We start from the raw sequence: 26,145 nt of genomic DNA, 5'->3' as shown, positions 1-26,145 counted from the left end.
ATTTAACCGGTTAAATAAACTCGCAGGGGTTTGCAATGATCTGGAATGAAGAATATGAAACTTTACCTCGTGAAGCCTTGGAAGCTCTTCAATTAAAAAGATTACAGCATTTAGTAGAAAAGGTTTATGCTACAGTACCTTTTTATCGTAAAAAGTTAGATGAAGCAGGTGTCAAACCAGAGGATATAAAATCATTATCAGATCTAAAGAAGCTCCCTTTTACCACAAAGCAAGATTTAAGAGACAATTACCCTTTTGGTTTGTTTGCTGTACCTAAAGAACAGGTAGTAAGAATACATGCCTCTAGTGGTACTACTGGTAAACCTACAGTTGTTGGTTATACACGCAGAGATATAAAAACCTGGGCTGAGCTTATGGCCAGGACTTTTTACGCAGCTGGAGTTGGAAAAGGTGATATACTTCAGAATGCTTATGGTTATGGTCTTTTTACAGGTGGTCTTGGAGCACATTACGGTGCAGAACTTATAGGAGCATCCGTCATACCTATATCAGGTGGTAATTCTAAAAAACAGATAATGATTATGCAAGATTTTGGGACTACTGCTATTTCCTGTACCCCTTCATACGCTCTAAATCTATATGAAGTAGCAGAAGAGATGGGGGTTGATCTCAAAAAGCTTCCAGTTAGAGTTGGGGTTTTTGGTGCAGAACCATGGACAAATGAAATGAGAAAAGAGATTGAGGAAAAATGGGGGATTGACGCTATAGATATTTATGGTTTAAGTGAGGTTATTGGGCCTGGCGTTGCCTTTGAATGTATCGAAGCTAAAAATGGTATGCATATTAATGAAGATCATTTCTTGGTTGAAATTATAGATCCCGAAACTGGAGAACAGCTGCCATACGGAGAAAAAGGGGAAATAGTTTTTACAACAATTACTAAAGAAGCAATACCACTAATTAGATATAGAACAAGAGATATAACAAGATTAATAAAAGAGCCTTGCATTTGCGGTAGGACTTTCGTAAGAATGGAAAAAGTAATGGGTAGAAGTGATGACATGTTGATTATTAGGGGTGTAAATGTATTTCCTTCACAAATAGAATCCATTTTAATGGAAACAAAAGGTATTCTTCCACATTATCTTATCGTTGTTGATAGAGAAAATAATCTTGATACACTCGAGGTACTCGTTGAAGTAAATGAAGAGTTTTTTTCCGATGAAATTAAAAGATTGCAAGAATTAGAAAAAGCTATAGAAAAAAATATTAAAGAGATGATTGGTATAACGGCTAAAGTTAGATTAGTTGAACCAAAAACCATAGAAAGAAGTCAGGGGAAAGCTAAAAGAGTAATTGATAAAAGATCCCTGTAGGAGGTAAATATGAAAATAACCCAAATCTCCATTTTTATAGAAAACCAATCAGGAAGATTGTGGGAAGTATGTAATATCTTAGGAGAAAACAATATAAATATAAGAGCATTATCACTTGCCGACACATCAGATTTTGGAATTTTGAGACTTATAGTAAATGATCCCGAAAAGGCATTTAAAATTTTAAAAGAAAACGATTTTACTGTTGGCAAAACAGAAGTCATTGCTGTTGAGGTACCTGATCAACCAGGAGGATTAGCACATATTCTTAAAATTTTAAAAGATAACAATATTAATGTAGAATACATGTATGCTTTTGTAGAAAGAAGTGGTGAAGAAGCAATTATGATTTTCCGTTTTGATGAAACTGATAAAGCAATAGAAACCCTAAATAAAAATGGAATTAAAACAATAAAGGGTGAAGAAATATATAGATTATAAGAGGTGAAAAATGAAAAAACTTTTGTTTTTACTAGTGTTTACAGTAACCCCAATTGTTCTTTTTGCAGATATAAAAATCGGAGCACTATTTTCTGTAAGCGGTCCAGCATCATTTTTGGGTTTACCTGAAAAAAATACTTTAGAAATGGAAGTAGAAAAAATTAATAAATCTGGTGGTATTAATGGAGAAAAAATTAAATTATATATTTATGACACAAAAGGCAACGATGCTGAAACTAGAAAAAAATTTCTAAGACTTGTTAATAAAGACAAGGTAATTGCTGTAATTGGTCCTACAAGGAGTGGTTCAACATTGGCAATTAAAGATCTAGCAAAAAAATTTCATATACCTGTAATAAGCTGTGCTTCTAGTGATAAAATAATTAATCCTCTTTATAAAGAAGTTTTTAAAGTTGCTCCTTCAGACGGTCATGCAGTAGAAAAGATTTATGAATATCTCATTAATAAAGGTTTAAAAAATATAGCAATTTTAACAGCTCAAAACGGTTTTGGATATTCAGGAAGAGAAGCTCTAATTAGATTAGCTAAAAAAATGGGGCTAAATATTGTTGCTGACGAAAAGTTTAAAGATACAGATAAAGATATGAAAAGCCAATTAAGCAAAATTGCAGAAAAAAATCCTGATGCTATTATTTGTTGGGGGGTTGGGCCTGCACCAGCAATTATTGCAAAAAACTTTAAAGAGTTAGGGTTAAAATCATTACTAATCATGAGCCATGGGGTTGCTTCTAAAAAATTTATTGAATTAGCTGGTGATGCCGCAAATGGTATAATCTTCCCTGCAGGAAGATTAATAGTTGCTGATCAATTAGATGATACTGACAAGTTTAAGAAATTACTTTTAAGTTATAAAAGCGAATATGAAAATACTTTTCATTCCCCTGTATCTACATTTGGCGGACACGCTTATGATGCTATTCACATACTTGTGAAAGTATTAAGAAACAACGGCAAAGATGCAAACTCAATCATAAAAGGGATAGAATCAATTAAAAATCATTTAGGTACTTATGGTGAATTCAATTTTTCAGAAAATGATCATAATGGGCTAAGTAAAGATGCGTTCATAATGGTAAAGATTGAAAAAGGGAATTGGAAACTAATTAAATAAATACACAATTTAAATAAAGCAATGCAGTTTTTATATTCTGGTTTAACAACAGGTAGTATATATGTACTTGTAGCAATAGGTTTTAATATAATTTACAATACCACAGGTATTGTAAATTTTGCTCAAGGTGAGTTTGTGATGATAGGTGGTATGTTAATTTATACCACCTTATCTTTATTTAATGTACCAATGCTATTATCTTTTATATTAACAATAATTTTATCATTTATTCTGGGAATTATTTCTGAAAAACTATTTTTAAATAGGGTAAAATTAAAAAACGAAATTAATCTAATCACTATAACTTTAGCAATTGCTATTATCCTTAGAGGATTAGCAATGATAATTTGGGGGAGAGATTCTTTAAAAGTCGAACCCTATATTGTAGAAAAAACTTTAAATGTTCCTGGAGGGGTAATCACAACCAATAGTTTAATGGTAATAATAATATCTATTATTATTGCTCTTTCCCTTTCAGCTTTCTTTAAATTCAATAAGTACGGTAAAGCCTTTAGAGCATGTCAAATTGATACATACGCAGCTGCAAACTGTGGAATAAATGTTAAAAACATAAAAATGCTATCCTTTGCTATCGCTGGAGCGTTAGGTGGTATTGCAGGGATACTAATTACACCAATTACCTTTGTTACTTACAATGATGGAATAATGAGTGGCTTAAAAGGGTTTTCAGCAGCTGTATTAGGTGGTTTTGGAAGTTTTACTGGAGCTATTATAGGAGGTTATTTACTAGCAATATTAGAGAGCTTTTTTGCATTAATATTCCCTTCAGGATTTAAGGATGCTTTTGCTTTTTTAGTCTTACTATTAGTTTTATTCTCTTTTCCAAATGGAATTTTTGGGAAAAAGAAGGCTGATAGAGTATGAATAAAACCAATAAACTATTTATCTTAATTAATTTTTTTATCGTAATTTTAATAGCAATATTTCTCAAAAACGACTATTATATTGGGCTTGTCACATATATTTTAATCAATGCAATGCTCGCTTCAGGCTTAAATATCCTTTTAGGATATTCAGGGATAATTTCACTATGCCAAGCCTCTTTTTTTGGGATAGGAGCATATCTCTCAGGGATATTGACTGTTCACTTTCAATATTCACCCATAATAACCGTTTTAATCGGAGCTTTTGTTACCTTTATAGTTGCTTTAATTATTGCTTACCCTACCCTTAAACTTCATGGTCATTATTTAGCTATGGCAACAATCGGTTTTGGTATGATAGTTTATGTGCTAGCAAATGAGTTGGATTTTTTTACTGGTGGGCCTTCTGGGCTTATAGGAATCCCATATTTTTCAATTTTTGGTTTTGAATTTGATACTGAAATCAAAAATTATATGTTGTTTGCATTTTTATATCTTTTAACATTAGTTTTTTTAGAATTATTCGATAAATCATTTTTAAGTTATGATTTTAGATTTATTAGAGAATCTGAGCATGCTTCAAGTGCTTTTGGTATAAACTATCACAAAGAGAAAATGTTACTCTTCGCATCTATTGCAGCTTATTCTTCAATTATTGGCTCTTTTTATGCTTTTTACAGCCAGTTTATCAGTCCAACATCAATAGGGATTAATTATTCAATTGAAATTCTTGCTATGGTAATTATTGGTGGTCTTGGATCAACTTATGGTGGTGTCATAGGAGCAATTATAATTTCTCTAATTCCAGAGGTTTTTGCTTCATTTGAAGATTTTGAAATTTTAATATATGGTGGGATATTGGCACTATGTATAATTTTCTTCCCTTATGGTATTGCAGGTTTTTTTAAGAGGTTAAAAATTGCTCAAAACTAATAATGTATCAATAAATTTTGGTGGTTTAAAAGCTTTAGATAATGTAAATATAGAAATAAAAGATAAGAGTATAACAGCATTAATTGGTCCTAATGGTGCAGGTAAAACAACTTTATTCAATATAATTACTGGATTTTTAAAACCCACATCAGGCAAAATAATTTTTGAAAACAATAACATTACGGGACTACCCCCTAATAAAATATTTTTTAAGGGAATTGTCAGGACTTTTCAAAATTTAAAAGTTATCAAAGAGTTGAGCATAAAAGAAAATCTATTATTAGGACTATTAAAAAAAGATTTAAATAAATATTACTTATTAAACTTATTTAGGTTAGATAGAACATATAGAAATAAATTAAATAATATTTTAGAGGAAACTTTAGAATTTTTTGGCATTTCAGATTGGGCTAATAAAACACCTGAAGAGTCTCCATACGGAGTGTTAAAACTTTTAGAGTTAGCAAGAGCATATCTTGCAAAACCAAAACTTTTACTGTTAGATGAGCCTGCAGCAGGTCTAAACAGTTTTGAAAAGGAAAAAATGGAGTCAATTATTTCAGAGCTAAATAAAAAAGGGATAACAATCTTAATGGTAGAACATGATATGAATTTTATATCTAATCTTGCAACATATGTTTATTGTCTAAATTTCGGTAAAATAATAGCCCAAGGAGAATTTAGGACAGTTCGAAATAACCCAGATGTATTAAAAGCTTATTTGGGTGATGAAGATGCTTAAAACTGTTTCCCTTTCTGCTTTTTACGGCAAAATCAGGGCATTAACAAATGTTTCTTTACATGTCAAAAAAGGGGAATTTGTCTCTTTGATAGGATCAAACGGAGCTGGTAAAACTACCCTTTTAAACTCAATCATGGGGCATATAACAAATAAATCTGGTCAAGTCTTTTTTGATACCATAGATATTAGTAATTATCCAACTGAAAAAATTGTATCATTAGGTATAGGTTATGTACCTGAAGGTAGAAGAGTTTTTACAGACATGACTGTAGAAGAAAATCTTGAGATGGGCGCTTTTATCTTAAAAAATAGCTCTAAAATAAAAGAAAATATGCAAAATGTATTTGATTTTTTCCCTGTTTTAAAAGAAAGAAGAAAACAGTTAGCTGGAATGTTATCAGGTGGTGAGCAGCAAATGCTTGCCATTGGCAGAGCACTTATGTTATCTCCAAAAATAATTCTAATGGACGAACCATCTATGGGGCTTGCACCTAAGATAGTTTCAGAATTATATAAAAAACTTCACCTCTTAAAAAAATATGGGTTGACAATATTTTTGGTAGAGCAAAACGCTAAAATAGCACTTAAATATTCTGATAGAAGTTATGTATTAGAAAATGGAGCAGTGGTTTTACAAGGAAAAAGTCAAGAATTATTAAGTGATAATGAATTATTAAGAGCTTATCTTGGTAAAGAATATAAAGAAAAATGGGAGAGATAAAATGAGAATGTGGCAAATGTCAGATGAAACAATGTCTTTATCCGAATTGAAACAACTACAACTTGAAAGATTACAATCAACCATAAATCGCGTTCATAACAATGTGGAGTTTTATCATAATTTATTTAATAAGCTGGGTATTACTCCTGACAAAATTAAATCGTTAGATGATATAAAATATTTACCATTTACTACCAAACAAGACTTGAGAGATAACTACCCTTATGGGATGTTTGCAGTTCCGCTAAAAGATATCGTCAGAATCCACTCATCAAGTGGGACTACAGGAAAACCCACGGTTGTTGGCTATACAAAAAGAGATTTAGAACTGTGGAAAAACTTAGTAGCAAGAATAATGGTTGCAGGCGGTGTTACAAAAGAAGATATCGTTCATATAGCTTTTACTTACGGCTTATTTACTGGAGGATTTGGCTTGCACTATGGTGCAGAACATATTGGTGCAAGCGTAATTCCTGTTTCTAGCGGAAATACTAGAAGACAGATTATGATTATGCAAGATTATAGAAGTACTGTATTGATTTGTACCCCTTCTTATGCTTTGCATATTGCAGAAACATTAGAATCGATGGGGCTTTCCAAAAATGATATACATCTAAAATATGGATTATTTGGGAGTGAACCTTGGGGAGAAAAGATAAGAAATGAGATTGAAACAAAATTAGGTATAATAGCCACTGATAATTATGGACTTAGTGAAATTATAGGACCTGGAGTTGCTGGTGAATGTTTATATAAAAATGGTTTACACATAAATGAAGATCATTTTTATGTAGAAGTAATTGATCCTGATACTGGAGAAGTTTTACCAGAAGGGGAAAAAGGTGAATTGGTTATAACAACACTTACAAAAGAAGCAATGCCTTTAATAAGATATAGAACAAGGGATATAACTAGAATCTATAGAGATAACTGCAAATGTGGAAGAACATTAATAAAAATGGAAAAACCATCAGGTAGAACTGATGATATGATAATTGTAAATGGAGTAAATGTTTTCCCATCTCAAGTTGAAGAAGCTCTAAAAGAAATCGAAGACACTACCCCCCACTTTATGATTTATGTTAGAAAAAAAGGCGCTTTAGATATGATGGAAATACATTTAGAAGTCTCTGAAAACCTATTTTTTGATGAAATGAAAAGGCAAAAAGAGGTTTTGGACAAAATTACAGAAAGGCTCTTTAATTATCTTGGTATAAAACCAAAGGTAAAACTTGTAGAGCCTAAATCATTAGAGAGATTTGAAGGGAAAGCTAAAAGAGTTATTGATGAAAGACATCAGTAATGATAGTTTAACGAAATTAGTCGATTTTTTCTTTGAAACAGGATTACTTCAACAATTACAAAGAAGTGGAATCCCTTTTTTAGGCTCCGGCAGTCAAACTGTAGCATCTCATATTTTCAGGACTACTTTAATAGGGTATTCAATTGCAAAATTAGCAGATGCTGATATTACAAAAGTGATATTAATGTGTTTATTTCATGATATTGAAGAAACAAGAATTGGAGATTTAAACTATTTACAACAAAAATATGTTATATCAGACGATAAAAAAGCTTTATACGACCTTTTAGAATTACTTCCGTTTAAAGAAGAAATTGCTAAAATTATTAAAGAATATGAAGAACAAAAAACATTAGAAGCAAAAATAGCAAAAGACGCTGATACACTGGAACTTATACTTTTTTTAAAAGAAAATCTAGACAAAGGGAATGAACAAGCTTTATTTTGGATTAAAAACGCCCAAAAACGCCTTAAAACATCTTTTGCTAAAAAAATTTTTGATATAATCATGGAAAGAAAATATTACGACTGGTGGCAATCTATAGAGAATGATTGGACAAATGGTAACAAAACCTGGTAATATTTGTTGACTTAACATCATTATTAATTTAAAAGAAACAAATGTATAACAAAGAGTTAAAAGGTTCATTATTTATTATATTTGCTGCTTTTCTTTGGGGAACAACTGGTACAACCCAAGGTTTAGCACCAGCTGAAGCAAATTCTGCAGTAATTGGTACTTTGCGAATATTGATTGGTGGTTTTATACTATTTATTATTGCATTAGCAAAAAATAAGAAAATTAGTTTTTCTAAAATTCCAATATCCACTACTTTGTTAGGAGTTTTTGCAGTTGCACTTTATCAAATCAGTTTTTTTTATGGAGTAAAACTTGCTGGAGTGGCAATAGGAACAGTTGTAGGGATTGGTAGCTCACCTATATCAGCAGGTTTATTATCAGCAATTTTTTTAAAAGAAAAACTTCACAGAAGATGGATAATAAGTACTTTTATTTCAATAATGGGATTATTTTTTATTAGTTTTAGTAGCATACAAGTAAACTACAATTTCAATATATTTGGAGTATTTTTAGCAATCACTGCAGGTTTTTCCTATGCTCTTTATACTATGATTAGCAAAAAGCTTTTGGAAGTTTTAGATAATGATACTGTTATGGCAATCCTTTTTTTAGGTGGTGCAGTTTTTCTCTCTCCTGTTCTGTTTTTTAATGATTTATCATGGGTTTTAACAACAAGAGGGTTATTAGTCACATTACATCTGGGGCTTTTTACAACAGCATTATCATATATCTTTTTTATCAGAGGGCTAAATTATATTGCAGTATCAAAAACCGCTACTTTATCCTTAACAGAACCTCTGACAGCAGCCTTTTTAGGGATTACAATATTAAATGAAAAGCCAAATATCTATTCTATTATTGGGATAATATTGATTTTTATAGGTATAATGATTTTAACTTTTAATTTACAAAAAAACAAATAAAGATAACTTTACATCATTTAAATATTTTGTTATCATAAGGTTATGAAAATATTATATATTGATGATAATTTAAGCAATTTAATAGCATTCAAAAAAATTCTTGAGCCTTTTTTTCCAGATTTTATTACAGCACAATCAGGTGAAGAAGGGATAAAGCTCCTTTATAAAGAAAATCCTGATATAGCTTTAATAGATTTAAAACTTCCAGATATAAACGGATTTGAGATTCTAAAAAATTTTAAAAAAGATAACCCAAAATCAAAAACTATTTTTATAGCGGTATCTGGCTATAACGATAATAATACCATAAAAAATGTTTACAATGCAGGATTTAGTGGATTTATTGAAAAACCTGTAAATATTAATCAGATAATTACTTACATATTGTCTTTTAAAAAGGATGATAAACAAACAAGTTTAAAACAAAATAATTTTAAAGATAATGATAAATTATCAAATGCTAATGAAAATATTATATGGGATGAGATTATCAACGCAATTTCTCATGATTTAAAAACCCCCATTACTTCGTTATTAATAAATTTAAAGGATAATAATTTTAATAAAAATGAAGTTATTGAAAAAATTAATAACTATTTGACTGAATTAGACAATATTTTAGATTTCTTAAAAAATCAATCAAAGATTTTGTTTAAATACAAATATTTTTTTCAGCTTGATGAAATAATAAAACATATTGAGAATAATTACGAATGTAATATAACTTATATAAACTCTCAAAATAAGATATACAATAACCCTGAATTAATTAAATATCTAATTGACACGGTTATAAAAAAAATAATATTATCAAATAAAAGCTTAAATATAACTTTAAGTAGTGATAAAAATTATATAAATTTTATATTTGAAAATATAAACAATATTGAAGAGTTAGAGTTTAACGATATGTTATTTAACAATATAATAAAAAGTTTAAATGCAAGGATATTTACTGATAACAATAACCTTTTTCTTTTAATACCAATATGGGGTTGATATGTATAAGGTTTTGTATGTTGAAGATGAGTTTCAAAGCTTTAAATTAGTTGAGTTAATTTTAAAAAAATACAATATAGATGTTTACTTAGCAAAGGATGGGTTAGAAGCTTTAGAACTTGCTGAAACAATAGTTCCTGACTTAATTATAATGGACATAAATTTGCCAAAATTAAAAGGTTTTGAAGCGGCTGCAATTTTAAAGTCAAAAAAGTCAACGAACCACATACCTATTATCGCTTTAACTGCAGTTAATGACGAATCCTATGAAAAACTTTCAATGGCTGCTGGATGTGAAGCTTTTCTAACAAAACCGATTGACCCAAAATCTTTTGCTAATCTAATAATAAAATTTATTGAAAAAAGGGATTTCACCGAAAAAGAGATTGATTTATTTTCTAAAGAGTTAAGTATATCATTGAAGAACAAAGCAGAATCATTAGCCAAATTAGAGAAAGAACTGCTAAATCTAAATTATAAACTAAATAAAATTTTAGGTTCTCTCCCTGAAGCCGTTTTTATTGTAAATAAAGATTTTGAAATTAATTATATGAACACAAAAGCCTTACAAATCAAAATAAGCAACGAAAGTTTTTTAACAACAAAGCAATTTTTTGATATATTTTCATTAATAGAGTACGACACCGATTATTTAAAAGAGGAACTTTTAGAAAAAGATAAAATAGAAGGGATCTATTCCACATTAAATGACTCATCAAACAGATACTTTTTGAGTACTTTTACCACCTTTGATGATGATATTTTAGTTTCTCTTAAGGAGATTACAGATTTGAAAGCATTTGAAGACAATATTAAGCATTTGGAAAAATTAGCCACGATAGGCCAAATCACTTCAGGTATAATCCACGAAATAAACAACCCACTTACATCAATAAAAAATTATATAACTGTCCTAAATCAAATCTGTAAAGATGAAATGCAAAAAGATATTTTAAATAAATTAACTTATGGAATAGATAGATTAGAATCATTAGCCCAAAACCTTGTAACTTTCGTAAGAAAACCTACTGAGAAAAAATACCCAATAAATTTAAATAACGCAATAAAATCTATTTTATCTTTTAGTGATTATGAAATCAGAAGAGGAAATGTTCAAATTAAGTTAGAATTAGAAGATGACCTCCCTTTAATTTTTGGACACACAACAAGTATTGAACAAATGATTCTAAACCTTTTAATCAACGCTAACCATGCTGTAAATGAAGTAGAATCACCTACAATTATTATAAAAACTTATTCAACCGATAAGTTTGTATTTTTAGAAATAATAGATAACGGTAAAGGGATACCTAAAGAAATCCAAGACAAAATCTTTGAGCCTTTTTTTACCACTAAACCAGAAGGAAAAGGTACCGGTTTAGGGCTTGCTATTGTGAAAAAGATAGTGGAAGAACATAATGGTGAAATAACTTTTACCACTTCTGATATTGGCACATCTTTTGTTATTAAATTAAAAAAAGACGATGGGAGTAAAAAATAGATGGAAAAAGTTTCCAATCCTGATCGATACATAGAATCAAATACCAAAGTACTCGTTGAAGTATTATCTGGGGAATTTATAGGTAAATATGATTCAAGGATAGAAGCCATTGATAACGATTATATCTATATTTCACTTCCTACAAAAAATGCAATACCTGCTCCACTAAAACCTGAAACTAAAATTGAGGTCTCATTTGTAACGGATAAAGGGAGATTTAGCTTTATAAGCGAAGTTATTGAAAGAGTAAGAGATAATATAATTATGTTAAAAATAAAAAAACCCAATCATTTAAATAGGAAAGAGTTAAGGAAATATTTTAGGGTAGAAACTCATCTAAAAATTATCGTTTACAAAATTAAATATAACGAAAACAGTAATACACCTGACATGTTAAAGATATGCAAGGAGAGTATTGTAAAAGATATATCTGGCGGAGGAGTCCGTATACTTACCGATCTTGAGCTCAATGTTGACGATATAGTCGAGCTTGATTTTGCAGGAACAATTGATCATATAAAAGAAGTCTTCGGCAAAGTTGTAAGAAGAAATGAGTTACAAAATAAATTAGAAGCTGGTATTGAATTTATATCTATCAGGGAAAATGACAGAGATAAAATTATTCAGTATGTATTTAAACGGCAAATAGAGTTGAAAAAGATGCAGTCTTAAATTGTAAAAGGAGGTTTGAAAATGCCATTTCAAACAGAAAAAGTAGAAGATATAACAATAATAATTCCACTATCAGAATTAGATGCAATAAATGGTAATGAAATTCGTAATTATTTATCAAAAATAGATAATACGAGTGGAGTTATAATCAATTTTGCAAGAGTTATTTATCTCAATAGTTCTGGCCTCAGAGAACTAATTCAATCTCTAAAACTTTTAAAAGATAAGCATATCCCATTTGCACTTTGCAAACTATCAGATAATATTTTCAAAATCTTTTCAAACACAAATTTAGACAAACTATTTAATATTTTTAAAAATGAAGATGAAGCTATCAAATTTATCAAAGAGCAATACACTACTTGAAACTATCTGTGATTTTCTTAATTATGAATGTGGACTCAAAGTAACTGAAGCTATAATTGATGAAGTTTTAAAATATATTAAGAAAAACTACTTTTTAGATCAATTACCTTACAATGATTTAATTAATTATTTGAAAAAAAATCTTATTAATTCGGTGCTGATAAATGAAACCTATTTCTTTAGAAATCCAGAACAACTTGATGCTATCATAGATTATTATAATAAATTTTTAAAAAATAAAAAATTAAAAATTTTATCATTTGGCTGCTCATCTGGTGAGGAGTGTTATAGTTTAGCAATAAAATTTTTCTTAGAAAATATAGATAATTATGAGATTGTAGGAATTGATATCGATAATGAAGCATTAGAAATAGCAAAAAAGGGGGAATATACTGAAAACTCATTTAGAAATAATGTAATGTTATTAAAAAATTTCTTTAAAAGAATTAATGATAAATATGTAATAAAAGATATTTATAAAAAAAATATAACCTTTTTAAACATTAATCTGCTAAAAGAAAACGCTTTAAAATATTTTGACAAACACCATTTCGATGTAATTTTGATAAATAATGTATTAATTTATTTAGATGAAAAAGCTATTTCTATTATATTAAAACAACTTAATAATTTGCTTTCAAAACAAGGTATATTATTAACAACAAAAGAAGAATCTTTTTTGATAGAAAAAGCTCATATTTTTAAAAAAGATCCGTACAATGATATTATTTATAAAAAAATCCTTTTTGAAGATATCTTACAAAAAGAATTCAGAGAATTATATTATATAAAAGCTGAAAATGATGAACAAGATGCAAATAAAATTTATGAAATCTCAAATAAATATAAAAATGAAACAATTGAAAAATTAAGAGAATATATAAAAATAACTCAAAATAAAAATGAAGTTTTAGCAATCAGTTATCGCATTTTTGAAAAAACACTAAATGCAGAAGATTTAAAAAATTTTATCAATCTACTAATAAATGAAAACTACTATCATGAAGCTCACAAATGGTTAAAAACTTACCTCATGATAATTAACCCTACAGAAAAAGATCTAAATGATTATATTAAGTTATGTATAAAAACTAAAAATTATGACGATTTGATACCAATATTAAAGAAAAAGATAGAATTATATAATAACAAAAAAGATATTTTGCTTTTAAAAACTATATTAGGACATATTAATGAACAGTGATGTTTTATTATGTATTACTCAAAACGAAACAATTCCTGAAGCTTTTTTATCAAAAAATGTAGTAGTTAGAACAACATTAAAATCAGCAATAAACGAAATAATGCATAAAAATGTAAATAAAATAATAATAAGTGAACAATTCTTTAAAAAATACTCTTTAGTCATACAACTAATAGCAAATATCATATACACTTATGAGATAGAATGTTATTTGTTATCAGAAAACCAATATTATAATTTTCATAATGTAACTATAATCAAACCAGAAAATTTAGAAACAATTATTAACAAAAATAACAATATAGAAACCCCATTTAAATCAAACGAAAAAACAACTACTTATATTTATAATATAATCAAACTTGCTATTACCAATAACATTTACAATCTGCTTCAAAGTTATAATGAAGATTTTGATGTTACTGTCAGTAGATTACTTGATATTTTAGAAAAAATCTTTTTACCTAAAAACCTAATAGTTCTAATTAAACAGGAATATTGCTACAAAGCTTACAAAAGTAACAACTCTAATTTGATGTGCTGCAATTTAATAAACATTTTATCAGAACATTTTAAAATCAATAAAAATGATATCATTTTTACAAATGAATTTGAAAACAAAGAAAACCAAACAAAAGATGAAAAGATTATAAATAAATTTTTCAATGTTGACGACGACATTTACTATCTTATTCAATTTGATGAAAACTCCCCTTTTGATGATACACTTTTAAATTATGCAATAACTTATTCAAATCTTCTGCTATCATATCTACTTACACAACAAAAGAAACAAAAAGAAATAATTACCGATTATCTAACTAAGATTTATAACAGAAAATTTTTTGATGAAACTTTAAAGAATATAATTAAATTTTCTAAAAGACATAAAACCCCATTTTCACTATTAATGTTTGATATTGATGATTTTAAAAAGATAAATGATATTTACGGACATGACTCTGGAGATACAGTATTGATTGAATTATCTAATATAATTAAATCGATCTTGAGACAATCTGATATTTTTGCAAGAATAGGTGGAGAAGAGTTTGCTATAATCTTAACAAAAACAAACTATAAAGGTGCCCAAATTTTATCTGAAAAAATAAGAAGTACAGTTGAAAATCACAAATTTTTATTTGATAAAGAATATAAAGTCACTATCTCTATTGGAATGATATCAATAGAAGAAGATTTCAATAACGATTATAATAAATTATATAAACTTGTTGACAACGCCTTATACAAAGCTAAAAAAGAAGGTAAAAATAGAGTAATTATAGAAAGAGTATGACATATAAAATAGATAACCTTTCAATTAAAGAATTGCAAAAATTTATCATTGATTTAAATGAAAAACCTTTTAGGGCAAAACAGTTATACAAATGGATTTACCAAAAAGGTATCACATCTTTTGAGGAAATGACTGACTTACCATTAAATTTTAGAGATAAATTAAGCGATATCTTTGAATTCACCAAAATTACTCCCATAGAGCAACTTTTATCAAAATTAGATGGATCTATAAAAGTACTGTTTGAACTTGAAGATAAAAACTATATAGAATCTGTTTTAATGTTTGATGGAGAAAGGGTCACAGCCTGTGTATCTACACAAGTAGGTTGTCGAATGGGTTGCAAATTTTGCAATACAGCTAAAATTGGCCTAATTCGTAATTTAACATCAGGTGAGATTATTAGACAAATTATATATCTAAAAGATCTAGCAAGACAAAATAATAAATTACTCTCAAACATTGTATTTATGGGGATGGGAGAACCTCTTGATAATTATGAAAATCTCACTAATTCTTTAGACATCATTTTAGATGAAGATGGATTAAATTTTAGCCATAGAAAAGTTACTGTTTCCACATGTGGTATTATTGATAAGCTTTATACTCTTTCTAAAAACTATAAAGTAAATATTGCAATATCCTTAAATGCTTCATCAAATAAAATCAGATCAAAATTAATGCCAATCAATAAAAAATTTAACATTGAAGAGATTATAAAGTCAATAAAAAACCTTCCAATTCCTAAGAGAAAAAGGATAACAATAGAGTATGTTCTAATCGATGGTATAAATAATACTAAAAGAGATGCAAATCTTTTGGTAAAACTTTTAAAAGGTTTACCAGTAAAGGTGAATCTAATAGTTTATAATAAAATAAAAGATTCACAGTTTAATCCTCCAGATTTAAATTATGCTTTAAATTTTCAAAAGACTTTGATAAATAATGGAGTGGCAACATTTATAAGAAAAAGCTTTGGCCAAGATATCGAAGCTGCATGTGGACAGCTTTACGCAAAATATTATAAAGAGAGGGGACTATGGAAAAGATCAAACTTAACCCAGGAGATAAAGCAGTAGATTTTAAACTTATTGGTGATGATGAGAAAGAGTACACCCTTGATGATTTTAAAGGTAAAAAGTTAATTTTGTATTTTTATCCAAAAGACAATACATCTGGTTGCACTAGAGAAGCAGTGGGCTTTACCGAACATCTCGAAGAGATAGAATCACTAAACGCAAAAGTTGTTGGTATAAGCCCAGATTCCATTACTTCACATAAAAAATTTAAAGAAAAACATGGATTAAAAATCCTTCTTCTTTCTGATCCTGATAAAAAAGTTGCAGAAAGTTATGGTGTTTATGGTGAAAAGAAGATGTATGGTAAAGTAACAAAAGGTATTATTAGATCAACTTTTATTATTGATGAAAATGGAATAATACTAAAGCCATTTTATAATGTAAAAGTAAATGGGCATGTAGAAAAAGTTATAGAGTTTCTAAAAGGGTTAAATAATGAGTAAAGAGAACATCAAATTTGAAGAAAAAATAAAAAGGCTTGAGCAAATTGTAAATATACTTGAAGAAGGTAATGTAGGATTAGAAGAATCCCTAAAGCTTTTTCAAGAAGGGATGAAGCTTGGAAAAGAATGTAAAAAATTTTTAAAAGAGATAGAACTAAAAATTAATAAAATAATAGATGTCAATGAAGATGGTACCTTAGAAACGGAAGAATTCAATGAATGAAAATTTCAATTTAAAAAACTACATTAAATTTTTTGCTAATAAAGTTGATAATTGGATGAGAGATTATCTTACTTATAAAAATGAATATACTATTGGTTTAATTGATTCTATGAGATATAGCATCTTTGCTGGCGGCAAAAGGCTAAGACCTGTATTAATTTACTCCTCTTACGGTATCTTTGAAAGCTATTTTGATAAAATTACCCCTTTTGCTGCTGCAGTGGAAATGCTCCACACTTATTCCTTAATCCACGATGATTTACCTGCAATGGATGATGATGATTTAAGAAGAGGAAAGCCCACAAATCACAAAATGTTTGGAGAAGCCACTGCCATATTAGCTGGTGATGCATTATTGACTTTGGCCTTTGAAATTATGCTAGATAAAGATATAAACAAAGATATACCTACAGATTTAATGCTTGAAGCAGCTTTTAAATTAGCCAAAAGTGCTGGATACAATGGTATGGTTGGTGGTCAATATGCTGATATAATCAATGAGAACAAAGAAATTGATAAAAATACATTAGATTTTATACATAAACACAAAACTGCAGCACTCATCTCTTATTGCTGTGAACTTGGCGCTATTTTAGGTTTTGCTGAAGAAAAAGATAAGCAAAATTTAGCTAAATTTGGCGAAAAAATTGGTTTAGCATTTCAAATTGTAGATGACATACTTGATATCACTTCGACTACCGAAGAACTTGGTAAAAACGCTGGAAGTGATATAAAAAACAAAAAAGCAACATATCCTGAAATTTATGGTTTAGAAAAATCAAAAAAAATAGCAGAAGACTTAATTGAAAAAGCTATCAACACCATTGAAATATATGGAAAAGCTGCTAATCCATTAATCGAAATTGCAAAATATATAATAAAAAGGGAAAACTAATGATTGACGATATAAAATTACCTAATGATATAAAAAACTTAAATTACAATGAATTAGAAGTTTTAGCCCAAGAGGTAAGAGATATTATTATTAACACTTGTGCTAAAAACGGTGGCCACTTAGCTCCATCATTAGGCGTCGTTGAGCTTACTTTAAGCATATTAAAAAACTTTGACCCACTTATAGATAGAATAGTTTGGGATGTGGGACATCAATCCTATGCCTATAAAATATTAACAGACAGAAAAGATAGATTTCATACATTGAGACAATTTAAAGGCATAAGTGGATTTAATAAACCTGCTGAAAGTAAATATGATGCATTTGGTGTCGGGCATACCAGCACATCTGTTTCAGCTGGATTGGGGATGAGGGTTGCAAATGACATTTTGAATTTAAATCGCAAAATTGTTGCAATTATTGGGGACGGTGCCCTTACTGCAGGTCTTGCTTTTGAAGGATTAAATAATCTTGGACATCTTGATAAGGATATGATTGTAATTTTAAATGACAATGAAATGTCCATTAGCAAAAATGTGGGAGCCATATCATCCTATCTATCAAGAGCAATGACAGGGGAATTTTACACTCATTTCAGAAAGGATGTTCAAAGTATCTTAGAGCATGCCCCGCTTGGAGATAAATTACTAAAAGTGGCTAAAAAGTTTGAAGAAGGGCTAAAAGGTTTTTTCACACCGGGTATTTTATTTGAAGAATTGGGTTTAAAATATATAGGGCCAATAGATGGCCACAATCTAAAAGAGCTTGATAAAGCTTTACACAATGCAAAAATACAAGATGGCCCTACTTTAGTCCATGTAATAACTAAAAAAGGGAAAGGGTATAAACCAGCAGAAGAAAACCCAGAAAAATTTCATGGGATATCATCTTTTGATATCAAAACAGGTAAGCCTATCAAATTTAGTGGCAAAACATTTACTGAGGTCTTTGGCGAAAAAATTATAGAAATGGCCGAAAAACACAAAGATATTGTAGCAATTACTGCAGCTATGAAGCCAGGGACAGGGCTCACAAAATTTGCGGAAAAATTTCCAGATAGATTTTTTGATGTGGGAATAGCAGAACAACACGCTGTTACTTTTGCAGCTGGCTTAGCTATAAGTGGATGCAAACCTTATGTTGCAATATATTCTACCTTTTTACAAAGAGCATATGATCAGATAATCCATGATGTCGCACTTCAAAATCTCCCTGTTACTTTTTGTATTGACAGGGGTGGACTTGTGGGAGCTGATGGCCCCACTCACCATGGAGCTTTTGATATCTCATATCTACGAACAATTCCAAATATACATATAATGCTTCCAAAAGATGAAATAGAACTAAAAGAGATGTTAGAATTGAGCTATCAAATCGATGCACCTGTGGCTATTAGATACCCAAGAGGAAATATAAAAGAATATGAATATCCTTACGAAAAAGTTGAACCTTTCAAACCTCAAATTATAAACGACAAAGGAGAAATATTACTGATAAGTGCCGGACACATTTTTGATGAGGCAAGTATAGTCTATGAAGAATTAAAATCAGATTATAATATTGCTTTTATTAATCTTCGCTTTGTAAAACCAATAAACAAAGATATTATTTTAGAAATATGCAAAGGGAAAAAATTAGTTGCTGTAGTTGAAGAAAATGCAAAATTTGGTGGTGTTGGAGAATACATTTTATCAATATTAGCAGAAAATAACCTCTTACCGAACAATTTTTTATCTTTTGGACTACCCGATAAATTTATCGAGCATGGTTCTATCACTGAACTTAGAAAAATCGCGGGTATCGATTCTGAAACAATAAAAAATAAAATAATTTCTGAATGGCAAAAGATAGATTAGATAAGATTTTATTTCAAAGAGGGTTAACTGAATCAAGGGAAAAAGCCCAAAGATTAATAATGGCTGGGCTTGTCATTGTAAATAATGAAAAAATAGACAAACCTGGCACAAAAATCGATGAAAACGCCCATATTAAATTATTGGAAACATTACCTTATGTCAGCAAAGGTGGTCTCAAATTAGAAAAAGCTGTAAATTATTTCAATTTAGATATTAAAGAAAAAACTGTCCTTGATATAGGAGCATCCACTGGGGGATTTGTCGATGTGGCACTAAAAAACGGTGCTAAAAAAGTTTATGCAGTGGATGTGGGAAAAGCTCAACTACACTACTCATTGATAAATAACCCAAAAGTTGTAAACATTGAAAAATGCAATTTTAGATATATAGAATTTGACACTATTGGCGAGCAAGTTGATATTATCACCTGTGATGTATCTTTTATTTCCCTTTCTCTCATCATCCCAAAAACAGTTCAGTTTTGTAAAAAAGATATTACAATTTTTATACCATTAATTAAGCCTCAATTTGAAGCTGGAAGGGATCAAGTAGGTAAAAATGGTGTTGTAAAAGATATAAAAATTCATAGAGAGGTTATAAAAAAAGTTATCACCTGTGCTTTAGATAATGGTTATGAGTTTGTTGATATAACCAAATCACCTGTAAAAGGTGCAAAAGGGAATGTTGAATACTTAGCATATTTCAGATATACTGGAAATAGGATATCAATAAAAGATAGTTTTTTCATAGAAATTGATAAAAAAATAGAGAGAGCCTTAAATGAATAATATAACATTAATTGTAAAACCGCACTCAGAAGCTGCCAAGCCTTTAGCTGAGCAAATTTATACTTTATTAAAAAAGAAAAATAAAAATATACTACTTGAAGAAAGGGCAGCTGCAGTTTTAAATTTACCAGAAAACAGTGCAGAAGAGATAAAAGAAAAATCAGAATTGATAATCGTTTTAGGAGGCGATGGCACATTAATATCAGCTATACGACTTGTTGAAGATAAAGATATCCCCATTTTAGGGATAAATCTTGGAAGGCTTGGATTTCTTACAGAAACAAAAGTTGAAGAAGCAATACATGTAATAGAAAATATTTTAGAAGGCAATTATAGATGTGAACAAAGGATGAAATTAAATGGTAAAATAGTTAATGGTGAAGCAGAATTTTCAATGGATGTCTTAAATGATATTGTTATTCATAAGGGTGCTTTAGCAAGAATTATTGAAATGGATGTTTTTATTGACAATATGTTTGTTAATACTTATAGAGCTGATGGTTTAATTATTGCTACTCCTACAGGCTCTACTGCTTATTCTTTAGCTGCAGGTGGGCCAATAGTAATACCGACAATGAATTCTATTTTGATAACACCTATATGCCCCCATTCTTTAACCCATAGGCCAGTTGTTGTCCCTGATAATTCAGAAATAAAAATTATTATCAAAAGTGAAGATGAAAAGATTTTTATCACCTTTGATGGACAAATTGGTAAAAAATTGGAAAAAAACGATGAAATAATTATTAAAAAATCGAAAAACTATGCAAGATTAATTATTCCTAAGAATCGCAATTATTATTCACTTTTAAGAGAAAAATTACATTGGGGCGATAAATAACGCCGCCCCAATTAAATCAGCCCTTTATCTTTTGCAAAATTTTTAAAACTTCTATCGTAAGTTCTTTCCGCCTCTGGAGAAAAATAACAGGCAGGTAATTCATCTTTACTTCTATGGCGAGCAATACAATCACAACATTTCCCTCTTATAGGGCAACTTACCCATGTACATGGACAAGACTGTGCTATTTTTTCTGCTTTACATTCCATAAAGACCTCCTAATTACTTAATATTTCAGCAATTTCTAATAATTTTGGATCAAGCTCTTTCTTTTTATTCAAAACATCATTCAATTCTACAAGCTCCATCTTTGTTTTCTGTAAAGCAACCATTTTACCGCATCCTGTCCCATCCAAAAGTGTCTCAACAGCAAATGTACCCATCCTTGTTGCAAGCGTTCTATCAAAAACTGTTGGGCTACCACCTCGTTGCAAGTGACCTAAAACTGTTATCCTTGTCTCAAAACCACCAATCATACCAAAAACCTTCCCAAAATCATAAGCAGACCCTACCCCTTCTGCTACAATCACAATACTTCTCGTTTTCCCTTCTTCATATCTTTTTTTAATCTTTTCAATAATTTTCTCAATATTAAATGGTACTTCAGGAATTAAGACTGCTTCAGCTCCACCAGCAATGGCTGACATTAAAGCCAAATACCCACAGTTTCTCCCCATCACTTCTATAAGAAATGTTCTATCATGTGAACTTGCAGTGTCGTTGATAGAATCAATACAACGAACAATTGTATTTAACGCAGTATCCACCCCAATAGACATATCAGTGCCGTATATGTCATTATCAATAGAACCAGGTATCCCAATTACATTCACACCATATTTACCACAAAGCACAGTAGCACCTCTAAGGGAACCATCACCACCAATAACTACAAGCCCATCAATATTATATTTTTCGAGGTTTTTTACAGCTTCCTTTTGCCCCTCTTCGGTTTTAAATCTTTCACTTCTTGCACTTCTTAAAAAAGTCCCACCTTTTTGAATAATGTTTGCTACATCCTTGCTCTCAAGTTTTCTAAACTCACCTTCTATCAACCCTTTATACCCCTGCTCTATACCATACACTTCAATACCTTTGCTCAAAGCCGTACGCACAACACTTCTTATAGCTGCATTCATACCTGGACAATCACCACCACTTGTTAATACAGCAATTCGTTTCATACTCCCCTCCTCTTTTTTAAATAAGTTTCATAAAACTCAGGAAATTTTTCATAGGGGATAGGATCTACTTCACCTGCTTCCATAAACCCTTTTAGTCTCAACAGACAGCTATCACACTCTCCACAAGCCTTATCTTCACTCTTATAGCATGACCAGCTCAAATGAAGTGGAGCATTTAACTCAACCCCTCTTTTTACAATATCTTTTTTCTTCATATTTATTAAAGGGGTTTCCACCCTCAATCCAATGTCCTTTGCAAGTGCCACACTCAGTAAATCGTTAAATTTGTCATAAAATATCTTTCTACAGTCTGGATAACCAGAACTATCCTCTTCCACAGCCCCTATAAAAATCCGCTCAGCCTCAATAACCTCAGCCCAGCTTGTAGCAATGGAAAGGATATTAGCATTCCTAAAAGGGACATAAGTTTTTGGTATCTCTTTCCTATTTAAATCCCCTTTTTCCACTTCAATCTTTTCATCAGTTAGAGCTGAACCACCTATCTTTTTAAGATAGTCTATACTCACCACCAAAGTATCTTTTGCATCATAATAATTTGCAATATCATAAAATGCTTTTAGTTCCCTATTCTCAGTTCTTTGCCCATAATTTGTATGCAAAAGATAAAGCTCATACCCCATATCCTTAGCAATAGCAGCCGTCACACAACTATCCATACCACCACTAACTAACACTATAGCCTTTCTCATAATTTCCTCCTGATTAATATTGTAGAAATCCTATTAGACAAATCAACAGTTTTTTACTTAAAAAATATTTAAATAATTATAATTTAATTTGAAAGTACTGATTTGACTATGTTTAGTTTACAAAAATCAAAGTTTGTTGCAAAAGATGTTATATCTTCAAAACCTAAAAGCTTGTTTCTTATTTTTTTTACACTGTACCCTTTCTCATGTAACTTTTTTACTTTATCAATAAGATCCTCAATATATTTAATCTTTTTAGATATCAATTCCTTAGGTTTTTCATCAACGATACCTCTATGAGCACAAAACATTACATCAAAATCATAATTTAGCAATTTTTTCAAACTTTCCAAAATAGTATAAATATTCTCATCCCTTCTCAAATACTTTGGTTTTGCAGATATAAATAAATCCCCTGTAAACAACCAACCCCTGTTTATCTCAAGCAAGGATACAGAATCCACAGAATGCCCAGGTGTATGTATCACATTAAAAGAGTACTTACCTATTTCAACTTTATCACTATAAATAAAATCAGGTGAAAATTTTTCTGGCACACCCCAGATAATTTTCTCATAAGGGAGCATCTTATATCCATTTTCCAGGTAACTAACTGATAAGTTATGTGCAAATATTTTCGTATTAAACAACTTCTTTAAGTCATAAGCATTACCAGCATGATCTTCATGATAATGTGTTAACAAGCAATACTCAGGTTTATAATTCTTAGCAATTTCAATAAATATTTTCTTTGTTGTAGGCTGTGCAGAGTCTATAAATATATTATCTAAAACAAAAAAATGAACCGTGGTATTTACCGCTTCATGAAACCTACCAACTTTATACGCAATTAAATCATAATACTTTTTACTTTTATGAACCATGAATCATTTTTATTATAAAATTGTATATTTATCAATCTATTTTTGAAAAATTATTTCCCCTTTTTTGATTACTTTATTAATACGGTTTACACCAAAATTATAAACAAGATATCTGTAGTCTGGCGCATCTAAAATAACAAGATCAGCTTGTTTTCCTCTATGGATAGATCCTGTTTTATCAGATAATTCTAAAGAGTATGCGCCATTAATTGTAACAGCATTAATAACTTCCTCCATTGTCATGCCCATATTAAGACAAGCAATAACCATTACCATCTGTATAGAATGCGTATATGAGCTACCGGGATTTAAGTCTGTAGATAAAGCTACAATTCCGCCTTTATCAAGAATCTTTCTTGCAGGTGCATATTCTTTTGACATCAAGAAAAAGGTAGTAGCTGGAAGCAGGTTGAACACACAGCCAGCATCTATCATTTTTTCAATATGCTCATCCTTTATCTTTACAAGATGTTCTCCACTAACAGCTTCAAATTCTGCACATAGCTCAGCTCCACCAAGAGGGTAAATTTCATCAGCATGGATTTTAACTTTAAACCCCAACTCTTTAGCAGTTCTCAAAATTTTTCTCGTATCATCAAGCTCAAAAACACCTTTTTCACAAAAGATATCTACATACTCTGCTAAACCTTTCTCTTTTACTGCAGGTAACATCTTATTTATCACAAGATCTATATATTCTTCTTTTTTCCCTCTATATTCTAACGGAATTTCATGCGCTCCCAAAAAAGTAGATTTAATATCTACAGGGTATTCTTCTTGCAATTTTCTTATCACTTTTAACTGCTTAATTTCATTTTCTAAGTCAAGTCCATAACCACTTTTCATTTCAACAGTAGCCACACCAAAACTTATCATCAACTCCAAGTCTTTCTTAGCAGCCTCATAAAGCTCATCAAAGGTGGCATTTCTAACAGCTCTAACTGTAGAATTTATACCACCCCCCTCAGCTGCAATTTCCATATATGTTTTCCCCATAATTCTTTTATTAAATTCATCCTCTCGTGAGCCAATAAATGGGATATGGGTATGTGGATCCACAAAAGCTGGCAAAACTACCTTACCAGTTGCGTCAATAACCTCATTTGCTTCTGCTTCTTTCGTAGTAATATCAACTATTATACCATCCTCAATTATCAAGTTCACATTTTCGTAAATATCAAGTTTTTTTGCATCATCTTTTACTGCATATTTTTTATTAACTGATGTCACAAGTTGTTTTATATTTTTAATTACTTTTCTCATCTGTAACCCCACCTCGAAATAGCATCTATTACATAAAAAATAATGTTAGCCCCTAGTCTTGCAGTCCTTCCATCAATATCATATTCTGGATTAATTTCTGCTATATCAAATGCAGTCAATTTACCTGTTTCAATAATCTTTTCTGCAAAAAATAAAAAGTCCTCTGGAGAAATGCCAAAAGGTGTGGGTGCACTTACCCCACATGCAATATCAGATGAAAAGACATCCATACAAACAGTTGTATAAATATAATCTGCATTTTCTAAATAATTTCTTATTTCATCAGTAAAATTCCTATTTTTTACTTCATATGCGAGTAAAAATTTACCACCAAATCTTTCATTCCTTTCAAAAAGTTGCCTTGTATTACCCGATTTTTGAATCCCAAGACAAAAATATTTATAATTTTCTTTTAATTCATCAGCAATCTGAGCAAACATTGTCCCAGACGATGGAGAATCATCATATGGCCTATTATCAAAATGTGCATCAAAATTCACAATTGAAATGTTATAATCTTTTATCCCCAAAAATGTTCCATAGGCAACTTCATGCCCACCACCGATAATAACAGGAAAACCTTTTTTATCTTTTATAATTTTAACCAATTCACCAAGTAATTTTTGTCCACTTTCTAAATCATCATTTACAATAACATCTCCAGCATCATACAACTTTAGATTATCCCAATGCCAAGGGAGTGAGGCCAGATATTTTCTGACCTCACCAGGAGCATTTTTAGCACCAATTCTACCTTTATTTCTTTTCACCCCTTCATCAGAACAAAATCCCAGCAAAACAACCGAATCTTCAAACTCAAAGCTATCTTTTTTTAAGTCAATCTGCTTTACTACCTGATGCCATCTAAAAGCCAATTTTTCATTTGTAGAGTCAACCCTTCCAGACCATTTAAAAGTATTACTTTTGTACTCACACATAGTATT

29 protein-coding genes are annotated in these 26,145 nt (G+C 30.0%); 23 read left to right on the top strand and 6 right to left on the bottom strand.

The window, feature by feature from the left end; all coding sequences use genetic code 11:
* Positions 1–35: 35 nt before the first annotated feature.
* The 23 genes from OWM07_RS01250 to OWM07_RS01140 are packed head-to-tail and all read left to right on the top strand — an operon-like array spanning position 36 to position 21,160.
* Positions 36–1,337, top strand: a complete 1,302-nt coding sequence (locus OWM07_RS01250; protein WP_423301856.1) for a phenylacetate--CoA ligase family protein — start codon at positions 36–38, stop codon at positions 1,335–1,337.
* A gap of 9 nt (positions 1,338–1,346) precedes the next feature.
* Positions 1,347–1,778 (top strand): ACT domain-containing protein, encoded by a 432-nt coding sequence (locus tag OWM07_RS01245; protein WP_423301855.1) that lies wholly within the window; start codon positions 1,347–1,349, stop codon positions 1,776–1,778.
* A gap of 10 nt (positions 1,779–1,788) precedes the next feature.
* Positions 1,789–2,910 carry an ABC transporter substrate-binding protein gene (locus tag OWM07_RS01240; protein ID WP_423301854.1) on the top strand — a complete coding sequence of 374 codons (1,122 nt, stop codon included), beginning with the start codon at positions 1,789–1,791 and terminating at the stop codon, positions 2,908–2,910.
* 21 nt (positions 2,911–2,931) lie between these two features.
* The gene (locus tag OWM07_RS01235) at positions 2,932–3,795 is read left to right on the top strand and encodes a branched-chain amino acid ABC transporter permease (protein WP_423301853.1); all 864 of its coding nucleotides are present in this window, start codon (positions 2,932–2,934) and stop codon (positions 3,793–3,795) included.
* A complete protein-coding gene (locus OWM07_RS01230) occupies positions 3,792–4,727 on the top strand; it encodes a branched-chain amino acid ABC transporter permease (protein ID WP_423301852.1) in 936 nt (311 codons plus the stop codon). Before OWM07_RS01235 ends, OWM07_RS01230 begins: the two co-directional genes overlap by 4 nt.
* The gene (locus tag OWM07_RS01225) at positions 4,714–5,469 is read left to right on the top strand and encodes an ABC transporter ATP-binding protein (RefSeq protein WP_423301851.1); all 756 of its coding nucleotides are present in this window, start codon (positions 4,714–4,716) and stop codon (positions 5,467–5,469) included. The genes OWM07_RS01230 and OWM07_RS01225 overlap by 14 nt, the downstream gene beginning before the upstream one ends.
* Positions 5,462–6,190 (top strand): ABC transporter ATP-binding protein, encoded by a 729-nt coding sequence (locus tag OWM07_RS01220; RefSeq protein WP_423301850.1) that lies wholly within the window; start codon positions 5,462–5,464, stop codon positions 6,188–6,190. Before OWM07_RS01225 ends, OWM07_RS01220 begins: the two co-directional genes overlap by 8 nt.
* A 1-nt stretch (position 6,191) precedes the next feature.
* A complete protein-coding gene (locus OWM07_RS01215; RefSeq protein WP_423301849.1) occupies positions 6,192–7,493 on the top strand; it encodes a phenylacetate--CoA ligase family protein in 1,302 nt (433 codons plus the stop codon).
* Complete coding sequence (locus tag OWM07_RS01210) at positions 7,477–8,073, top strand: HD domain-containing protein (RefSeq protein ID WP_423301848.1); 597 nt, start codon at positions 7,477–7,479, stop codon at positions 8,071–8,073. The genes OWM07_RS01215 and OWM07_RS01210 overlap by 17 nt, the downstream gene beginning before the upstream one ends.
* A 41-nt stretch (positions 8,074–8,114) precedes the next feature.
* On the top strand, positions 8,115–8,996 hold the full coding sequence (locus tag OWM07_RS01205) for a DMT family transporter (protein WP_423301847.1): 882 nt from the start codon (positions 8,115–8,117) through the stop codon (positions 8,994–8,996).
* Between the two features lie 42 nt (positions 8,997–9,038).
* Positions 9,039–9,995 carry an ATP-binding response regulator gene (locus tag OWM07_RS01200; protein WP_423301846.1) on the top strand — a complete coding sequence of 319 codons (957 nt, stop codon included), beginning with the start codon at positions 9,039–9,041 and terminating at the stop codon, positions 9,993–9,995.
* A gap of 1 nt (position 9,996) precedes the next feature.
* Positions 9,997–11,496: an ATP-binding protein gene (locus OWM07_RS01195; protein WP_423301845.1), complete on the top strand. Its 1,500-nt coding sequence runs from the start codon at positions 9,997–9,999 to the stop codon at positions 11,494–11,496.
* The gene (locus OWM07_RS01190; RefSeq protein WP_423301844.1) at positions 11,497–12,168 is read left to right on the top strand and encodes a flagellar brake protein; all 672 of its coding nucleotides are present in this window, start codon (positions 11,497–11,499) and stop codon (positions 12,166–12,168) included.
* Between the two features lie 21 nt (positions 12,169–12,189).
* Positions 12,190–12,534 (top strand): STAS domain-containing protein, encoded by a 345-nt coding sequence (locus OWM07_RS01185; protein ID WP_423301843.1) that lies wholly within the window; start codon positions 12,190–12,192, stop codon positions 12,532–12,534.
* Positions 12,494–13,738, top strand: coding sequence for a CheR family methyltransferase (locus OWM07_RS01180; RefSeq protein WP_423301842.1), 1,245 nt, complete (start codon positions 12,494–12,496; stop codon positions 13,736–13,738). Before OWM07_RS01185 ends, OWM07_RS01180 begins: the two co-directional genes overlap by 41 nt.
* A complete protein-coding gene (locus OWM07_RS01175; RefSeq protein ID WP_423301841.1) occupies positions 13,728–15,035 on the top strand; it encodes a GGDEF domain-containing protein in 1,308 nt (435 codons plus the stop codon). Before OWM07_RS01180 ends, OWM07_RS01175 begins: the two co-directional genes overlap by 11 nt.
* A complete protein-coding gene (rlmN, locus tag OWM07_RS01170) occupies positions 15,032–16,114 on the top strand; it encodes a dual-specificity RNA methyltransferase RlmN (RefSeq protein WP_423301840.1) in 1,083 nt (360 codons plus the stop codon). The genes OWM07_RS01175 and rlmN overlap by 4 nt, the downstream gene beginning before the upstream one ends.
* A complete protein-coding gene (gene bcp / locus OWM07_RS01165) occupies positions 16,075–16,557 on the top strand; it encodes a thioredoxin-dependent thiol peroxidase (protein WP_423301839.1) in 483 nt (160 codons plus the stop codon). The genes rlmN and bcp overlap by 40 nt, the downstream gene beginning before the upstream one ends.
* Positions 16,550–16,780 carry an exodeoxyribonuclease VII small subunit gene (xseB, locus tag OWM07_RS01160; protein WP_423301838.1) on the top strand — a complete coding sequence of 77 codons (231 nt, stop codon included), beginning with the start codon at positions 16,550–16,552 and terminating at the stop codon, positions 16,778–16,780. Before bcp ends, xseB begins: the two co-directional genes overlap by 8 nt.
* The gene (locus OWM07_RS01155) at positions 16,773–17,675 is read left to right on the top strand and encodes a polyprenyl synthetase family protein (protein WP_423301837.1); all 903 of its coding nucleotides are present in this window, start codon (positions 16,773–16,775) and stop codon (positions 17,673–17,675) included. The genes xseB and OWM07_RS01155 overlap by 8 nt, the downstream gene beginning before the upstream one ends.
* Entirely contained in the window at positions 17,675–19,531 is a 1,857-nt protein-coding gene (gene dxs, locus OWM07_RS01150) for a 1-deoxy-D-xylulose-5-phosphate synthase (RefSeq protein WP_423301836.1), read from the top strand. The genes OWM07_RS01155 and dxs overlap by 1 nt, the downstream gene beginning before the upstream one ends.
* Positions 19,513–20,319, top strand: a complete 807-nt coding sequence (locus OWM07_RS01145) for a TlyA family RNA methyltransferase (RefSeq protein WP_423301835.1) — start codon at positions 19,513–19,515, stop codon at positions 20,317–20,319. Before dxs ends, OWM07_RS01145 begins: the two co-directional genes overlap by 19 nt.
* Positions 20,312–21,160, top strand: a complete 849-nt coding sequence (locus tag OWM07_RS01140) for an NAD(+)/NADH kinase (protein WP_423301834.1) — start codon at positions 20,312–20,314, stop codon at positions 21,158–21,160. Before OWM07_RS01145 ends, OWM07_RS01140 begins: the two co-directional genes overlap by 8 nt.
* An 11-nt stretch (positions 21,161–21,171) precedes the next feature.
* Here the strand turns inward: OWM07_RS01140 and OWM07_RS01135 are convergent, their stop codons facing one another.
* The 6 genes from OWM07_RS01135 to hutG form a co-directional block, all read right to left on the bottom strand.
* Positions 21,172–21,369, bottom strand: a complete 198-nt coding sequence (locus OWM07_RS01135; protein WP_423301833.1) for a DUF6485 family protein — start codon at positions 21,367–21,369, stop codon at positions 21,172–21,174.
* Between the two features lie 9 nt (positions 21,370–21,378).
* Positions 21,379–22,344, bottom strand: coding sequence for a 6-phosphofructokinase (pfkA, locus tag OWM07_RS01130; protein ID WP_423301832.1), 966 nt, complete (start codon positions 22,342–22,344; stop codon positions 21,379–21,381).
* Complete coding sequence (gene queC / locus OWM07_RS01125) at positions 22,341–23,054, bottom strand: 7-cyano-7-deazaguanine synthase QueC (protein ID WP_423301831.1); 714 nt, start codon at positions 23,052–23,054, stop codon at positions 22,341–22,343. The genes pfkA and queC overlap by 4 nt, the downstream gene beginning before the upstream one ends.
* An 83-nt stretch (positions 23,055–23,137) precedes the next feature.
* Positions 23,138–23,938, bottom strand: a complete 801-nt coding sequence (locus OWM07_RS01120) for an MBL fold metallo-hydrolase (protein ID WP_423301830.1) — start codon at positions 23,936–23,938, stop codon at positions 23,138–23,140.
* Positions 23,939–23,974: 36 nt separating this feature from the next.
* A complete protein-coding gene (hutI, locus tag OWM07_RS01115) occupies positions 23,975–25,201 on the bottom strand; it encodes an imidazolonepropionase (RefSeq protein WP_423301829.1) in 1,227 nt (408 codons plus the stop codon).
* Positions 25,198–26,139 carry a formimidoylglutamase gene (gene hutG, locus OWM07_RS01110; protein ID WP_423301828.1) on the bottom strand — a complete coding sequence of 314 codons (942 nt, stop codon included), beginning with the start codon at positions 26,137–26,139 and terminating at the stop codon, positions 25,198–25,200. Before hutG ends, hutI begins: the two co-directional genes overlap by 4 nt.
* Positions 26,140–26,145 lie beyond the last annotated feature (6 nt).

This window comes from Deferribacter thermophilus, assembly GCF_049472675.1.
GTDB classification, from domain to species: Bacteria; Chrysiogenota; Deferribacteres; order Deferribacterales; family Deferribacteraceae; genus Deferribacter; species Deferribacter thermophilus.
This window is presented reverse-complemented; position numbering and strand designations above follow the sequence as displayed.

Excerpts from the sequence above, each read along its gene's own strand:
- OWM07_RS01180 (WP_423301842.1), top strand. The coding sequence starts at position 12,494 with ATGAAGCTATCAAATTTATCAAAGAGCAATACACTACTTGAAACTATC.
- OWM07_RS01235 (WP_423301853.1), top strand. The coding sequence starts at position 2,932 with ATGCAGTTTTTATATTCTGGTTTAACAACAGGTAGTATATATGTACTT.
- OWM07_RS01210 (WP_423301848.1), top strand. The coding sequence starts at position 7,477 with ATGAAAGACATCAGTAATGATAGTTTAACGAAATTAGTCGATTTTTTC.
- OWM07_RS01185 (WP_423301843.1), top strand. The coding sequence starts at position 12,190 with ATGCCATTTCAAACAGAAAAAGTAGAAGATATAACAATAATAATTCCA.
- OWM07_RS01175 (WP_423301841.1), top strand. The coding sequence starts at position 13,728 with ATGAACAGTGATGTTTTATTATGTATTACTCAAAACGAAACAATTCCT.
- OWM07_RS01155 (WP_423301837.1), top strand. The coding sequence starts at position 16,773 with ATGAATGAAAATTTCAATTTAAAAAACTACATTAAATTTTTTGCTAAT.
- OWM07_RS01230 (WP_423301852.1), top strand. The coding sequence starts at position 3,792 with ATGAATAAAACCAATAAACTATTTATCTTAATTAATTTTTTTATCGTA.
- xseB (WP_423301838.1), top strand. The coding sequence starts at position 16,550 with ATGAGTAAAGAGAACATCAAATTTGAAGAAAAAATAAAAAGGCTTGAG.
- hutI (WP_423301829.1), bottom strand. The coding sequence starts at position 25,201 with ATGAGAAAAGTAATTAAAAATATAAAACAACTTGTGACATCAGTTAAT.
- dxs (WP_423301836.1), top strand. The coding sequence starts at position 17,675 with ATGATTGACGATATAAAATTACCTAATGATATAAAAAACTTAAATTAC.
- hutG (WP_423301828.1), bottom strand. The coding sequence starts at position 26,139 with ATGTGTGAGTACAAAAGTAATACTTTTAAATGGTCTGGAAGGGTTGAC.
- OWM07_RS01145 (WP_423301835.1), top strand. The coding sequence starts at position 19,513 with ATGGCAAAAGATAGATTAGATAAGATTTTATTTCAAAGAGGGTTAACT.
- queC (WP_423301831.1), bottom strand. The coding sequence starts at position 23,054 with ATGAGAAAGGCTATAGTGTTAGTTAGTGGTGGTATGGATAGTTGTGTG.
- OWM07_RS01140 (WP_423301834.1), top strand. The coding sequence starts at position 20,312 with ATGAATAATATAACATTAATTGTAAAACCGCACTCAGAAGCTGCCAAG.
- OWM07_RS01245 (WP_423301855.1), top strand. The coding sequence starts at position 1,347 with ATGAAAATAACCCAAATCTCCATTTTTATAGAAAACCAATCAGGAAGA.
- OWM07_RS01135 (WP_423301833.1), bottom strand. The coding sequence starts at position 21,369 with ATGGAATGTAAAGCAGAAAAAATAGCACAGTCTTGTCCATGTACATGG.
- OWM07_RS01200 (WP_423301846.1), top strand. The coding sequence starts at position 9,039 with ATGAAAATATTATATATTGATGATAATTTAAGCAATTTAATAGCATTC.
- OWM07_RS01215 (WP_423301849.1), top strand. The coding sequence starts at position 6,192 with ATGAGAATGTGGCAAATGTCAGATGAAACAATGTCTTTATCCGAATTG.
- OWM07_RS01120 (WP_423301830.1), bottom strand. The coding sequence starts at position 23,938 with ATGGTTCATAAAAGTAAAAAGTATTATGATTTAATTGCGTATAAAGTT.
- OWM07_RS01205 (WP_423301847.1), top strand. The coding sequence starts at position 8,115 with ATGTATAACAAAGAGTTAAAAGGTTCATTATTTATTATATTTGCTGCT.
- bcp (WP_423301839.1), top strand. The coding sequence starts at position 16,075 with ATGGAAAAGATCAAACTTAACCCAGGAGATAAAGCAGTAGATTTTAAA.
- OWM07_RS01190 (WP_423301844.1), top strand. The coding sequence starts at position 11,497 with ATGGAAAAAGTTTCCAATCCTGATCGATACATAGAATCAAATACCAAA.
- OWM07_RS01240 (WP_423301854.1), top strand. The coding sequence starts at position 1,789 with ATGAAAAAACTTTTGTTTTTACTAGTGTTTACAGTAACCCCAATTGTT.
- OWM07_RS01195 (WP_423301845.1), top strand. The coding sequence starts at position 9,997 with ATGTATAAGGTTTTGTATGTTGAAGATGAGTTTCAAAGCTTTAAATTA.
- OWM07_RS01220 (WP_423301850.1), top strand. The coding sequence starts at position 5,462 with ATGCTTAAAACTGTTTCCCTTTCTGCTTTTTACGGCAAAATCAGGGCA.
- OWM07_RS01250 (WP_423301856.1), top strand. The coding sequence starts at position 36 with ATGATCTGGAATGAAGAATATGAAACTTTACCTCGTGAAGCCTTGGAA.
- pfkA (WP_423301832.1), bottom strand. The coding sequence starts at position 22,344 with ATGAAACGAATTGCTGTATTAACAAGTGGTGGTGATTGTCCAGGTATG.
- rlmN (WP_423301840.1), top strand. The coding sequence starts at position 15,032 with ATGACATATAAAATAGATAACCTTTCAATTAAAGAATTGCAAAAATTT.